9 protein-coding genes and 1 pseudogene are annotated in these 14,579 nt (G+C 36.1%); 9 read left to right on the top strand and 1 reads right to left on the bottom strand.

Features of this window, described 5'->3' with window-relative positions; translation table 11 throughout:
• Positions 1 to 6 precede the first annotated feature (6 nt).
• Positions 7 to 2,457: pseudogene (priA, locus tag P5P87_RS07055) on the top strand (replication restart helicase PriA).
• Positions 2,458 to 2,466: 9 nt separating this feature from the next.
• On the opposite strand, the gene P5P87_RS07050 reads toward priA, so the two are convergent.
• Entirely contained in the window at positions 2,467 to 3,165 is a 699-nt protein-coding gene (locus tag P5P87_RS07050; protein ID WP_008463025.1) for a LytR/AlgR family response regulator transcription factor, read from the bottom strand.
• 176 nt (positions 3,166 to 3,341) lie between these two features.
• Between P5P87_RS07050 and rpsF the strand changes: the two genes are divergently transcribed.
• From rpsF to P5P87_RS07010, 8 genes are all read left to right on the top strand, one after another.
• The gene (gene rpsF, locus P5P87_RS07045) at positions 3,342 to 3,683 is read left to right on the top strand and encodes a 30S ribosomal protein S6 (RefSeq protein ID WP_068842999.1); all 342 of its coding nucleotides are present in this window, start codon (positions 3,342 to 3,344) and stop codon (positions 3,681 to 3,683) included.
• Between the two features lie 5 nt (positions 3,684 to 3,688).
• The gene (gene rpsR, locus P5P87_RS07040) at positions 3,689 to 3,985 is read left to right on the top strand and encodes a 30S ribosomal protein S18 (RefSeq protein ID WP_002987043.1); all 297 of its coding nucleotides are present in this window, start codon (positions 3,689 to 3,691) and stop codon (positions 3,983 to 3,985) included.
• 66 nt (positions 3,986 to 4,051) lie between these two features.
• Positions 4,052 to 4,492, top strand: coding sequence for a 50S ribosomal protein L9 (rplI, locus tag P5P87_RS07035; RefSeq protein WP_198856110.1), 441 nt, complete (start codon positions 4,052 to 4,054; stop codon positions 4,490 to 4,492).
• Positions 4,493 to 4,624: 132 nt separating this feature from the next.
• The gene (locus P5P87_RS07030; RefSeq protein ID WP_198856109.1) at positions 4,625 to 5,098 is read left to right on the top strand and encodes a DUF6495 family protein; all 474 of its coding nucleotides are present in this window, start codon (positions 4,625 to 4,627) and stop codon (positions 5,096 to 5,098) included.
• 1,175 nt (positions 5,099 to 6,273) lie between these two features.
• A complete protein-coding gene (locus tag P5P87_RS07025; protein WP_278022064.1) occupies positions 6,274 to 7,740 on the top strand; it encodes an immunoglobulin domain-containing protein in 1,467 nt (488 codons plus the stop codon).
• An 86-nt stretch (positions 7,741 to 7,826) separates the two neighbouring features.
• Positions 7,827 to 13,232 (top strand): Ig-like domain-containing protein, encoded by a 5,406-nt coding sequence (locus P5P87_RS07020; RefSeq protein WP_278022063.1) that lies wholly within the window; start codon positions 7,827 to 7,829, stop codon positions 13,230 to 13,232.
• Positions 13,225 to 14,043, top strand: coding sequence for an Ig-like domain-containing protein (locus P5P87_RS07015; protein ID WP_278022062.1), 819 nt, complete (start codon positions 13,225 to 13,227; stop codon positions 14,041 to 14,043). The genes P5P87_RS07020 and P5P87_RS07015 overlap by 8 nt, the downstream gene beginning before the upstream one ends.
• Complete coding sequence (locus P5P87_RS07010) at positions 14,030 to 14,566, top strand: immunoglobulin domain-containing protein (RefSeq protein WP_278022061.1); 537 nt, start codon at positions 14,030 to 14,032, stop codon at positions 14,564 to 14,566. The genes P5P87_RS07015 and P5P87_RS07010 overlap by 14 nt, the downstream gene beginning before the upstream one ends.
• The last annotated feature ends 13 nt before the right edge of the window (positions 14,567 to 14,579 follow it).

The following is a 14,579-nucleotide window of genomic DNA, read 5'->3' as shown; positions in this document are numbered from 1 at the left end:
TAATCCATGCATTTCATCGAAGTCATTTTACCGCTTTCTTTAGCTAAGACATTTACATACCGAGTTTCTGAAGCCGAGTTTCATTTCATTAAAAAAGGAATGCGAGTTGCTGTGCCATTTGGCAAAAGTAAAATTTATACAGCACTTGTTTTGGATGTTCATGAAAATGCTCCAACATTGTATGAAGCGAAAGAAATTCATCAGATTTTGGATGAAAAACCAATTGCAACCGAAATTCAGATTAAACACTGGCTTTGGGTAGCTAATTATTATATGTGTGGTATTGGAGACGTATATCGAGGTGCATTTCCAAGCGGATTATTGTTAGAGAGTGAAACTATTATTTCGCATAAACCTGATGTGGTAGTAAACGACAGCGAACTTTCTGATGATGAATTTTTGATTTATGAGGCTTTGCAACATCAGAGTTCATTAAAGGTTCAAGAAATTGCTTCGATTTTAAATAAAAAAAATATACTTCGGTGCTTCAAAAGCTGATTGCTAGGGATATTATTTTTTTGGATGAAGAAATAAAAGAAACATATAAACCAAAGTTGGTGCGATATGTAAAATTGCATTCAAAATACGAATCAGATAATGGTTTGGCTGAATTGCTCGAAGTATTGAAAAGTGCTAATAAGCAGAAAGAAATTGTTTTGACTTATTTTCAGTTGAATGCTTCAGAGAGAAAGCCAATTACGGTCAAAAAACTTACAGAAGTTTCAAATGTAACAGCTGCAGTTGTAAAGGCTCTAATTGAAAAAGAAATATTCGAAGAATATTATTTACAGCATGATCGCGTTACATTTAGTGGAGAAATATCGGATAAAGAATTGCAGTTGAGCAAAGCTCAAGAGAATGCTTTTTTGGCTATAAAAGATAGTTTTTTAGAGAAAGAAGTCTGTTTGCTTCATGGTGTGACTTCAAGTGGAAAAACAGAGATTTATATTAAGCTGATAGAAGAGTATTTGCATACTGATAAACAGGTTTTATATCTGCTTCCAGAAATTGCACTTACTACTCAGTTGGTTTCTAGATTGCGTCTTCATTTTGGAGATAAAGTAGCTGTTTTTCATTCTAAATATAGCAATAATGAAAGAGTAGAGGTTTGGAGGCAAACGCTCGAGAATTCGCCAAAAGCGCAAATTGTGATAGGTGCAAGATCTGCTTTGTTTTTACCTTTTAATGAATTAGGATTACTGATTGTTGACGAAGAGCATGAACAGACTTTTAAACAAACTGATCCTGCGCCAAGATACCATGCTAGAGACGTCTGCAATTGTTTTAGCTAATTTCCATAAAGCTAAAGTGTTGTTAGGTTCTGCGACTCCAAGTATTGAAACCTATTTTAATACGCAAAACGATAAATACGGATTGGTAACGCTTTCTGAACGTTATAAAAATGTACGTTTGCCTGAAGTGCTTTTAGTCGATTTAAAAGACAAGCATTTCAGAAAAAAAATGACAGGGCATTTTAGCGATCTTTTAATTGAAGAAATTGCAGAATCTTTGTCATTGGGCGAGCAGGTTATTTTATTTCAAAATAGAAGAGGATATTCGCCCATAATAGAGTGTATGACTTGCGGTCATGTTCCGCATTGCCAGCAGTGCGATGTAAGTTTGACTTATCATAAGCATAAAAATCAGTTGCGATGTCATTATTGCGGCTACTCAATTGCAAAGCCTACAAATTGCCATAGTTGCTCTAGTATAGATTTAACGACAAAAGGATTTGGAACCGAGCAAATAGAGCAGGAGTTGGCTTCTCTTTTTCCAAAAGCAAAAACTTCTAGAATGGATCAAGATACTACTAGAGGTAAATTTGGTTTTGAAAAGATAATTGATACGTTTAAAAATCGTGAAATCGATATTTTGGTAGGCACACAAATGTTAGCCAAAGGACTTGATTTTGATAATGTAGGTTTGGTGGGAATTATGAATGCCGATAACATGCTTCACCATCCAGATTTTAGAGCTTTTGAGCGCAGTTTTCAAATGATGACACAAGTTGCAGGAAGAGCAGGAAGATCGGAAAAACAAGGAAAGGTTGTAATTCAAACATATAATCCGAATCATAATACAATTCAACAAGTTACAAATCATAATTATATGGGTATGTATAAAGAACAATTGTATGATAGGCAAATCTATAGATATCCGCCTTATTTTAGGATTATTAAGCTTACGCTAAAGCACAAAGATTTTGATAAATTGAAAGAAGGAGCTATGTGGCTGTATCAGGTTTTAAGTCAAAACTTAGGGATGCCAGTTTTAGGTCCAGAAGAGCCTGCAATAAGTAGAATTCGAAACGAATACATTAGAACTATTTTAGTTAAAATTCCGCAAGAACATCATTTAGGAAACACAAAAAAAACTATTCAGAAAATGCTGAATAGTTTTGAAGCTGTGGCTCAATACAGAGCTATAAAAGTTGTGATTAATGTAGATTTTTATTAAAACAGTAATTTAAGAAGAGGTTGAAAGTGCTTTTACAAGATCTTCTTTTTTATTACGGCTTAAAGGTATTTTTGTGATTCCAATTTCGGCAAATTTGCTGTTAAAGCGTTCTACCTTATCTATATTGATGATGTACGATTTATGAACACGGATAAATTTGTCTTTCGATAAATCATTTTCGAAAGATTTCATAGTAGATAGAACCAGATTGCTGTCGTCTTCGGTTACTACTCTTACGTAATCTCCAAAAGCTTCAATCCATTTTATTTTTGAAGTGAAGATTTTTAGTTTTTTTAGATTACTTTTGATGAAAATATGTTCGCCTTCTTCTTCTTTGATATCCTTTTTTAGCAAATGCATATCGATTGCCCTTTTTACAGAGGCGTTAAAACGGTCAACAGCAATTGGTTTTTGAAGATAGTCGGTAGCGTCGTAGTCGAAAGCTTTAAGGGCATATTCGGCTTTAGAAGTAATAAATATAATTTGCGGTTTTGATTTTAATCCGTCAAGAAAATCAAATCCGTTAATAACTGGCATTTCTATATCAAGAAAAATTAAGTCGATGTTATTTAATGAGATACAACTTTTTGCTTCAATTGCATTAGAAAAATCCCCGATTAAATGCAAGCCTGGGTGATTATTTACCAATTTGGCAATAATTGTCCTTTGTATAGAACTATCATCTACAACAACACAGTTTAGTTTCATAACATTTAAATTTAGAATAAATTCAGGATAGCAGTAGTAAATGTATTATTTTTTTGTAAAAAAAACTAAGGTTGAGGCATCTTTTTTGCATTATGACGAATAAAAGAAAAAAATGTTGGATATATGAATTTAATGCTTACTTTTGCACCCAATTTTAACAAATAAATTTTTTATTTATGAATCATTATGAAACTGTTTTCATTTTAAATCCCGTTTTATCTGAGGTTCAGGTGAAGGAAACAGTAACGAAATTTGAAGAATTTCTTACTAGTAGAGGAGCTGAAATGGTATCGAAAGAGGATTGGGGTCTTAAAAAAATGGCTTACGAAATCCAAAACAAAAAAAGTGGTTTTTACCATTTATTCGAATTCAAAGTAGCTGGAGAAGTTCTTTTAGCTTTTGAAACTGAATTCAGACGTGATGAAAGAGTTATGCGTTTCTTAACTGTAAGTTTAGATAAACATGCTATTTCATGGGCTGAGAGAAGAAGAGCAAAATTAAAATCTACTAAAGCGTAATTATTATGTCTACAATCGAACAATCTGCAAAAGGAAAAAAAGACGGAGATATCAGATATTTAACGCCTTTAAACATTGAAACTAACAAAACTAAAAAGTATTGCCGTTTCAAAAAATCAGGAATCAAATACATCGATTATAAAGATGCTGATTTCTTATTGAAATTCGTTAATGAGCAAGGAAAAATTCTTCCTCGTCGTTTAACTGGAACTTCATTAAAATACCAAAGAAAAGTTTCTGTAGCTGTAAAAAGAGCTCGTCACTTAGCTTTAATGCCATACGTGGCCGATTTATTAAAATAGTATAAAAACTCTAGTCGCTGGTTTCTGTTATGCAGAACCTAACTTCTAAAATTTAAGGACAACAACATGGAAATTATTTTAAAACAAGACGTACAGAACTTAGGATTTAAAGATGATGTAGTATCTGTAAAACCTGGTTACGGACGTAACTTTTTAATTCCTCAAGGATTCGCTACTTTAGCTACTCCTTCTGCTAAAAAAGTTTTAGCTGAAAACCTAAAACAAAGAGCACATAAAGAAGCTAAAATTGTTGCTGATGCTAAAGCATTAGCTGAAACATTAAAAGCTCTTGAGATTAAATTATCTGCAAAAGCTGGTGGAGAGAAACTTTTTGGTTCTATCACTAACATCGATATCGCTGAAGCTTTAGAGAAATCTGGTAACGCTATCGATAGAAAATTCATCACTAGCGGTGTTGTAAAACGTTTAGGTAAATACAATGCTACAGTTCGTTTACACAGAGATGTAATCGTTGAATTAGCTTACGAAATTGTTGCTGAAAAGTAATAGTTTTTAAATCTATACAAAAATCCCGATGAAAATCGGGATTTTTTTGTTTAATAAATATAGAAGCAATATTATTGAGCTCAAAAGTTTGTTTAAAGCTCATAATAGTAATGTATAAAGCATCAATTAAAAATGAAGTACGCAAGATTAACAAAAGAGCAGTTTGACGAATTACATGCAGAATTTGCAAGTTTTTTGGCAACACAAGCAATAGATAGAAAAGAGTGGGAAGAACTTAAGATCAATAAACCAGAAGTTGCAGAACAGGAACTTGATGTTTTTTCAGATTTGATTTGGGAAGGTGTTTTGTCGAGAGCCGAATATTTAGAACATTTTTCTAAGAACCATATTTTTCTGTTTCATTGTTTCGACACTTACATTAAGTCAATTGTTTTGAAAACATTTTCTCCAGAGGTTGACTTTTTGACAAAAGATGGGCTCCAATGGTTAAGCGATAATATGTTTACAGAAAATATCGAAATGAAAGTAGGGAAAAAGGTATTTACAGATGAACGAAATTCCTCGATTTTTGAATTGATTAAACAAGGTGCTTTTTTAAGCGATGGACAGTTATTTAATCAAATTAATACAATTATAGAATCTTAAAGTAAGTTTTTAAGTTTGTAATAAAGCGGGCAATTATTCTATAATTGCCCGCTTTATGCTTTTTTTTAACTTTTGTTTAATTTTTTTAAGAATTTCAACCCCGTACTTCTACTTGTTTTTTTAGAATTTTCTAAAATTTCCTAAATCTTACATTCTGTGAAATAATTTTTCTGCATTTGGTCTTAATTACGGATAATTTTATCGATTTTTTTATTTTAAATGTAAGATTAAACTTATTTTAAATCAATTTAACATATTTTGTTTAATGTTTTGCTTAATTAGAAAATCGATACGTATTTATGTTAAAAGTAGCGTTTTTTCTGATGTTTTGTAGGGTCTATAATTTTGAAATGGACGTTTTAAGAATAAATTATAAGAATTTTATGCTTGTTTTATGTTTTTGTTTTTCCTAATTTTAGGTAACAAAAGTTAAACAAAGTTTTTCTTCTGGTTTTCAAGACATATTGGTTATAAATTTATTTGCCATGTTGTTAAGATTGAAAATTGAAAAATTATAAAATAACCTAATAAATCTGCGTATGGAATTGACAATTACTTTCTTTATCAAATTTACCTTAGTTGTTTACTTTATTCTAGCTTTATTTTTTATTTTATTAAGCTTATTACATTTCAACGATAAATTTAATCGTTACTCAATATTTAATTTCTTTTTTAAAGGTTTACATTTTAGTTTGCTGTCTTATTATTTTCCTATTCGAAGGGTTGTTTATAAGGAGCAAAAATTTTATTGAATATAACCAGATTCAAAATCGACTTTTTTAGTACGATAATTTTAAGGACGGACTAATCAACTTTCTTAAATAAATGAATTGACTATATATAGAGAGAATCCCCAGTTCTACTTCAACTAAAAATTTTCATTATGAAAATTAGACCTGCAACAAATCACTCCTCAGGGAAAATTGATTATAATCATTTTTTCCTACAAAAAACGGAACTTATTTTGTCTCTCGGAGATAGAATTTGTTCTCTGGTATATTTTGGTATACCGAATTCAACATAATTTTTTTTAATAAAACAAAGTTTTTAAGCTCATTATAGGGCTGACTATTTTTTGTTTTAACTGTTTCATTTTTAATTGATTGTTTAATTGCGTAGGTGCTTGCACTTACTGCGAGAGGTGTTTTATTGTCCATTTTCTAATCTTCCAAATTATGAAAAAAAAATTTACTTTTTGTAGTCTCAATCCTCAAATGAGATTATTAGGACTTTTAACTTTATTCTTAGTATGCACTAATGCATTCTCTCAGACTATTTGTAGACCAGTGTCTCAAACAAATAGTACGGGAGGAGGACTTTTGTGTATAGGAGTAGATGTTAATAGTCCCGCCAATGCTTTTGATAGCGCTGGCTTATCCACTTATGCAACCTTATCAAATGGTGTTGCAGTGGCTGGGTGTTTTGCAGAAGAAACAATGACTTTAAACCAAACGGCCCGAGCCGGTGATCAAGTTGCAATATACTTTGGTACCGGGAACGGATTGCTTGATTTAACTTTGTTATCAAATGCAACGGTTCAAGCTAAAAATTCTGGAGCTAATGTAGGTTCAAGTGTAGCTTTAAACAGTCCGCTTTTAAATTTAAACTTATTAAGCGGTAATACTGTTGCGGTTGCCAAATTTCCTATTACAGGTGATACCAACCAGATTCAAATTCAAGTTGGAGGTGGTTTGGTAGCTCTTTTAGCAACCTTGAGAGTTTACGATGTTAGGCTTGAATTTGCGCAACCAACTGTATCTGGTGGTTTGACACAAACAGTTTGTGCAGGAGTTCCAACAACTCTTACGGCAACACCAGCTGTAGGTACTACGCTAGCTTGGTATAGTTCCGAATTTTCAACAACTGCTTTGGCAGTAGGAAATACTTATACGACTCCTGCCTTAACGGCAAATACGACATATTATATAGGAATAACTAGAGCTGCAGGTTGCGAAGGAAATGTTCGTGTGCCTGTGGTTTTGAATGTTTCTAATCCAATCATTCCAGCAGTTAGTAATGTTGGAACAACGGTTTGTTCAACAGGTGCAACTCAGCAAACGACTTTATCGGTTGTAAATGCTGCCCCTGGAACAACTTACAACTGGTACTCTTCAGCAACTGGTGGTCCTGCTTTAGCTAGCGGAACTACTTACTCTCCAACAGTACCTTTAGGAACGACTCAATTCTTTGTGGAGGCTGCTATTGGCAGTTGTGTTAGTTCACGTACTTCGGTTAGTGTCACTTCTACAGCGATACCTGCTACACCTACAATTCTTACACAAAGTGTAACGATACAATCTGGCCAAAATGCAACTTTAAGCGCCACAGGAGATGTGGGAACACAATTAAATTGGTACGAAACAGCAACTGGCGGAACAGCTGTTGCAACGAATACATCAACTTTTACTACACCAATTTTAACGGCTACCAAAACCTACTATGTTGAAGCGCAAAGTGCTAACGGAAATTGTGTTAGCGCAACGAGAGTTCCTGTTACAGTTACGGTTCAGCCTGCAGCATTAGGAGGATGTCTTGAAGCTAGCAGTCAAGTAACTAGTCAAGTTGGGATATGTTTATTGTGTAGTGCAACTAATTTGAGTAATTCTGTAGATGGTAATCCTGGAACTGCAAAGCAAGTTTAAGTGTTCCAGTTGGAGTTGTCGCATCAATTCAGCAAACATTACAATTTACTAATCCAGGGAAAGCGGGCGATATTGTTGATGTCGATTTGGAATTACCTGGAGGTCTCGCTGATCTCTCTTTATTAGGAGCTGTGAGCTTGGCAACTTATAATGGTACAATATATAATAATGATAGAGTAGCCATAACAAATCCTTTAATTAATTTACAATTATTGTCAGGAAATCGCTTTAGAGCAAGTGTAACTGCAGGAGCTAATTTTGATCGCGTAGAGATTCGATTGGGAGCTGTGGCAACAGTTTTGTCTACATTAAATATTTATCAGGCAACATATCGTTACAAAGCACCAGTTGTTACAGGAAATACGGCTATTTGTAGCGGAACAACAACAACATTAACTGCAGCACTTGCAGTGGGTGAAACAGTTAAGTGGTATAATGTTGCTACAGGTGGTACTTCTTTAGCCTCTACAGCTGCATTTACAACACCAGCTTTAACTGCACCAACGACTTATTATCTTGAGGTTACAAGAAACGGTTGTGTAAATAGCGTAAGATCTTCGGTTCAAGTATTAATTGATAACCCTGTTTTACCTACTATTACAGCATCGCCTTCAACTATTTGCAGTGGGCAATCCACAACATTATCCGTAGATGCTCCAGTTGCAGGTACTGATTATAATTGGTACGATGCTCCAACAGGCGGCAATTTAGTATTTACAGGAACTACGTTTACAACACCAGCTTTAACTGCAGATGTTACATACCATGTTGAAGCAGTTATTGGCAGTTGTTCGACTACAACGCGTACTGCTGTGCCACTGACAGTTAATCCTTTGCCAGCAACACCTACTTTTGCATCTTCAGATGTTCTTATTCAGTCAGGGCAAACAGTTACCTTGCAGGTTCAAAATCCAGTTGGAGGTGTTCGATACAATTGGTATGATGCAGCAACAGGAGGTGCTTCTGTAGCTTTTAATACAACTAGCTTTACTCCGAGTCCAGCTTTAATTGCTAACAAAACTTATTATGTTGAAGCTTCGAATGTGTTAACAGATTGCGCAAACCCAGTTAGAGGAATTATAAATGTTACTGTAATCAATGCAATAAGCAACTGTCTTAGAGCCAATTCTCAAGTGGTAACAAAAGGCGGTTTAACGGGCTGTTTATCATGTGGTTCGGTGAATGACGGAAATTCTATTGATAGTGACAACACTACAGCAGCTACGCTTTCAGTGCCTTTAGGCGTAGTTGATTATATTCAACAGACATTGACTTTTACTTCTTCAGGACAAGCAGGTGATATTATTGATGTGGAATTAGGTATTCCTACAGGATTACTTGATATTAGCGCACTTTCTAATATTAGCTTAGAAAGTTTTAATGGAGGGAATCCAAATGGTGATCAGACTAATATTAGCTCATTATTAAATGTACAGCTTTTAGGAGGTAATCGTTTTAGAGCAAGTCTTGTTGCGGCTGGAGCATTTACAAGTGTTCAGGTTCGCTTAACAGGACTATTAACTGCACTTTCTTCTTTAGATATATATGATGCTTCTTACAGATTTGCAAATGCTACCATTACAGGAGCAGCAACGCCAATCTGTGCAGGACAGACAGCTTCGTTGTCAGCTTCGTCAACAGGGGGAGAAACTTTTGTTTGGTATGACGCTTCTACAGGAGGCAATATTGTAAGTGTAGCTCCAACAGCTCCATTAACAACAACAACGACATACTATTTAGAAGCTACACGTGGAGGAACTTGTGTAAACAGTTTACGTCAAGCAGTTACTGTTAATGTATTGCCAATTCCAACAGGTGCAAACATTAATATTGCTACTCCTATTGAAGCAACTTGTGCAGGAGCGGCAGTAATAGCTCCTACAACAACAATTGCTGGAGCTACATTTAAATATTATACAGATCAGACTAAAGCTCAAGAAATTGTAAATGGAACTACAATTGGAACCGCAACTTTTGCTAAAGATGCTAATGGAGTACTTACGATTTCAGGTTTAACTGGTACTACGCACAATTATTATATCTCTGCAGTAAATGGCGGTACGTGTGAAAATGGTACTGGAGATTTGAAGTTAGTGACTGTTAACTTGCCTTCAGTCACACCTTTGACTGTTATTCCTACGCCACTGCAAGCTTGTGGTAGTGCTAATTTGGCTAATGCAATTACTAATTTTGATTCAACTGTTACTTATACTTTTTATGATCCTTCAAATAATGTAATGACAGCCGACGCTGCTGCAAATGTAACAGTAAGTGGTACTTATTCTATACAAGCACAGAGTACTACAAGCACTTGTCCGTCAGCGAAACAGTCTGTTACGGTAACAATTAATCAAGTGCCAACTTTAGTGGTGACCAATCCGCAAGAATCTGTAAATGTTGGAACTGATGTTGCCTTAAATGCTACTTCTACAGGAACTGTTACATGGTTTAATCCACAAGGAGTTGCCCTTACAGGTCCTCCGTTTACAACTGGCCCGTTGAACGTTCCAGGAGTTTATACTTATACTGCTGTTGCGACTATTGGAACTTGTACTACAACTGCAACTAAGATAATCAATGTGATTGATCTTACAAGCTGTCAAAATTTAACAGAACGAGTTTATGCTACAGCACAAACTAAAGGTTCTATAATTACAGGGGATGTTACAAATGGACCAAATGCAGTCGATGGAAACCCTCAGACATTTTCAACAATTACGACAGGTTTAGGGCTTTTAGGTGTTGGGACAACATGGCAAAATCTAACTTGGCCTTCTACTATAGCTAAAGGTACTCCAGTTACAGTTAAATTAGGTTCTGAATATAGTTTATTGGCTGTTGGTCAGAATTTATCAGTAGTGGGGACAAAAAATGGCAATCTTATTGGGGCAATGCAGCCAGTATCAGGATCATTATTAAACTTAATCTCAGGAGATAATACTTATGAGTTTACATTTGTTCCTTCAGATGCATCTGGTCCACAAGATTATGATGGTATTCGTATTGTATCTTCTTCAGTTTTAAGTGTTGCTCAAAGTACAAAAGTCTTTGATGCTCATTATAATAAACCAGTTACCTCTGTAACTTGTACTCCAGGAGATATTCAGGATATTTTTTACGGTGCAACAGATATAAACCTTCCTGTGGGCGCAGCAACTGCTTTAATAGGAGTAAGTGATGCTTGGAATGTTGCTGATAATGACGTAACAACTTTTGCTACAATGTATAGTGGAGTTGGGGTTGCGGCAGCTGCAGATTTGACGGTGCAATTTAAAACACCTTCTGTTCTTAGTGATACATTACGAATTGTAGTTTCTAAACCTGGTGCTCTTTTAACGGTTAATCTACTTACAGGATTCTCAGTTCAACGTTATTTAGGAAATGTAGCGGTTGGTGCTCCAATCCAAAATACGAGTCAATTATTAAGTATAAAGCTATTGCCAGGAAATTCTTTGGCAATGGTATTGGTATCTTCTCCAACAGAAATTTACGATAGAGTTAGAATTCGTTTAGGTGGTGTCGTAGGAGTGTTAGATTTCTTAAGAGTTCATACTGTAGAAAGAACAGCCAATACAACTGTCATTGGAGCAGATCCTCAAAATAAGATTACGGTCTGTCCAGGAACCGATATTACGCTCCAGATACCTGAAGTGGATTGTTCTACTTATCGATGGTACGATGCACAGACAGGTGGAAACTTAGTTGCAAGCGGGCCAACTTTCACAGTGCCGGATAATTTAACTGCAGGTATTTACAGATATTACGTGCAGCCAGTACGTTATGGCTGTGAAAGTTATGCAAGAGGAGAAGTTACTGTTGAAGTAAAAGGTACTGCTCCAGTAAATGCTTTGGCTAATATTACATTAAATGGAGGAACTGCAACTTCAATTTGTTCAGCTTCAGGATCTGTAACTTTAGCAACGGGTTTAACAGGAACACCTGCTTTAACGAATCCTGTTTATCATTGGTATAAATTAAATGGTTCAACAACTGACTTAGTTACAGGTGAAACAACTGCTCAGTTGATAGTTAATGGATTAATTCCAGGAACTTATACTTATTTTGTTGGAGTGAGTTCAGATGAATTGTGTGAAACTGCAGCTGCAGATAGAAAACAAATCACATTTACAATTTTACCTCCATCAACAGTAAACGATATTTTAGTAGATGATGTAACGGTTTGCCCAGGCTTATCAGCATCATTAACTCCAACAGCACCTACATTATCAAGCCCTTTATTTACTTGGTATTTAGATGCAAATAAAACACAGCCTATTACAAATGGAGCTGTTATAGCGGGAGTTACTTATACAATAAATGCTGCAGGTATTTTGACTGCCGCAGGTTTGACAAAAGCAGTAAGTCCAATAACATATTATGTTGCTGTGTCAAGCACTAATACTTGCGAAAATTTAGCAGGAACATTGCAACATGCGGCAATTATAGTTAGTGACCCAAATACACCAACAACGACAAATATGACTCAGAATTTCTGTTTGTCTAGTGCATCGACGGTTGCTAACATTCAAGTGAATGAAAGTAATGTAATTTGGTATGATGCAGCTACAGGAGGAAATGCATTTGCATCAACAGATCTATTAACAAGCAGAATCTACTATGGAGCCGCTACAGATGCGCTAACAAGTTGCGAAAGTTCAGTAAGATTGGCAGTTACAGTAAATGTAAACGATCCGGGAACTCCAACATTAGTGACAGCGGGAACGCAAAATTTCTGTACAGTTAATGCGCCAACATTTGCTAGCGTTCAGTTTAATGAATCGAATATTGTTTGGTACACGGCTTTAACAGGCGGAACATTGATCCCATCTGCAACGGCTTTAACCACCGGTACATATTATGCGGCTATTAAGGACGCGACTACAAACTGCGAAAGCAATACAAGACTTCCAGTTGCAGTCAATGTTACCGATCCGGCAACTCCAACAACTACACAAAGCACTCAGAATTTCTGTCTGTCTTCTGCTTCAACAGTTGCCAATATCCAAGTGAATGAAAGCAATGTGGTTTGGTACGATGCGGATACAGGAGGAAACCTTTTTGCATCAACAGATGCATTGGTAAGCAGAATCTACTATGGAGCAATTAAAGATCCAATTACAGACTGCGAGAGTTCAGTGAGATTAGAAGTTACAGTAATTGTAAACGATCCTGGAACTCCAACATTAGTGACTGCAGGAACACAAAACTTCTGTACAGTTAACGCGCCAACTTTTGCAAGCATTCAGTTTAATGAATCGAATATTGTATGGTATACAGCTGCAACAGGCGGAACATTAATAGCTCCGACAACAGCTTTAACCAGCGGTACATATTATGCGGCAATTAATGATCTTACAACAAACTGCGAAAGCGCTACAAGACTTCCAGTTGATGTAATTGTGACTGATCCTGCAACGCCAACAACGACAGATACTACTCAGGATTTCTGTCTGTCTGCTTGCTGCAACAGTTGCCAATATCCAAGTGAATGAAAGCAATGTGGTTTGGTATGACGCGGCTACAGGAGGAACAGCATTTGCTACAACAGATCTATTAACAGGCAGAATCTACTATGGTGCAATTAAAGATCCGGTTACAGACTGTGAGAGTCTAGTGAGATTGGCAGTGACAGTAAACTTAAACGATCCAGGAACGCCGACTTTAGTTACAACTGGAACACAAAACTTCTGTAAGGTTAATGGACCTACTTTTGCAAGTGTTCAGTTTAATGAATCGAATATTGTATGGTATACAGCTCTAACAGGCGGAACATTGATTTCTTCTGCTACGGCTTTAACCAGCGGTACATATTATGCGGCAATTAAAGATCTTACAACAAACTGCGAAAGTGCGACAAGACTTCCAGTTGATATTATTGTAACAGATCCAGCAACGCCAACAACTACACAGAGTACTCAGAATTTCTGTCTGTCTGCTGCTGCTGCAGTTGCCAATATCCAAGTGAATGAAAGCAATGTAGTTTGGTATGATGCAGCTACAGGAGGAACAGCATTTGCTTCAACAGATCTATTAACAGGCAGAATCTATTATGGAGCAATTAAAGATCCGGTTACAGACTGCGAAAGTTCAGTAAGATTGGCAGTTACAGTAAATGTAAACGATCCGGGAACTCCAACATTAGTAACTGCGGGAACACAAAATTTCTGTACAGTAAATGCGCCAACATTTGCAAGCGTTCAGTTTAATGAGGCGAATATTGTTTGGTACACTGCTTTAACAGGCGGAACATTGATTCCATCTGCTACGGCTTTAACCAGCGGTACATATTATGCTTGCAATTAAAGATCTTATAACAAATTGCGAAAGCGCTACAAGACTTCCAGTTGCAGTCAATGTTACAGATCCTGCAACTCCAACAACTACACAAAGCACTCAGAATTTCTGTCTGTCTGCTGCACCAACAGTTGCCAATATCCAAGTGAATGAAAGCAACGTGGTTTGGTACGATGCGGCTACGGCAGGAAACCTTTTTGCATCAACAGATGCATTGGTAAGCAGAATCTACTATGGAGCAGTAAAAGATCCTGTTACAGGATGCGAAAGTTCGGTAAGATTGGCAGTTACAGTAATTGTAAATGATCCGGGAACTCCTACTTTAGTTACAGCGGGAACGCAAAACTTCTGTAAGGAAGACCTGCCAACATTTGCAAGCATTCAGACTAATCAAACAAATATTGTCTGGTATACAGCTCTAACAGGCGGAACAGCAATTGCTCCGACAGCAGTTTTAACGACAGGCCAGTATTTTCGTCGCGATTTCAGATCCTACAACAGGCTGCGAAAGCGCCGCAAGATTAACTGTTAATGTAAATGTAAGC

Source organism: Flavobacterium ginsengisoli, assembly GCF_029625315.1.
In the GTDB taxonomy this organism is placed as follows: Bacteria; Bacteroidota; Bacteroidia; order Flavobacteriales; family Flavobacteriaceae; genus Flavobacterium; species Flavobacterium ginsengisoli.
Note: the sequence above shows the minus strand (reverse complement) of the source record. Positions and strands in the feature narration are given on the sequence as shown.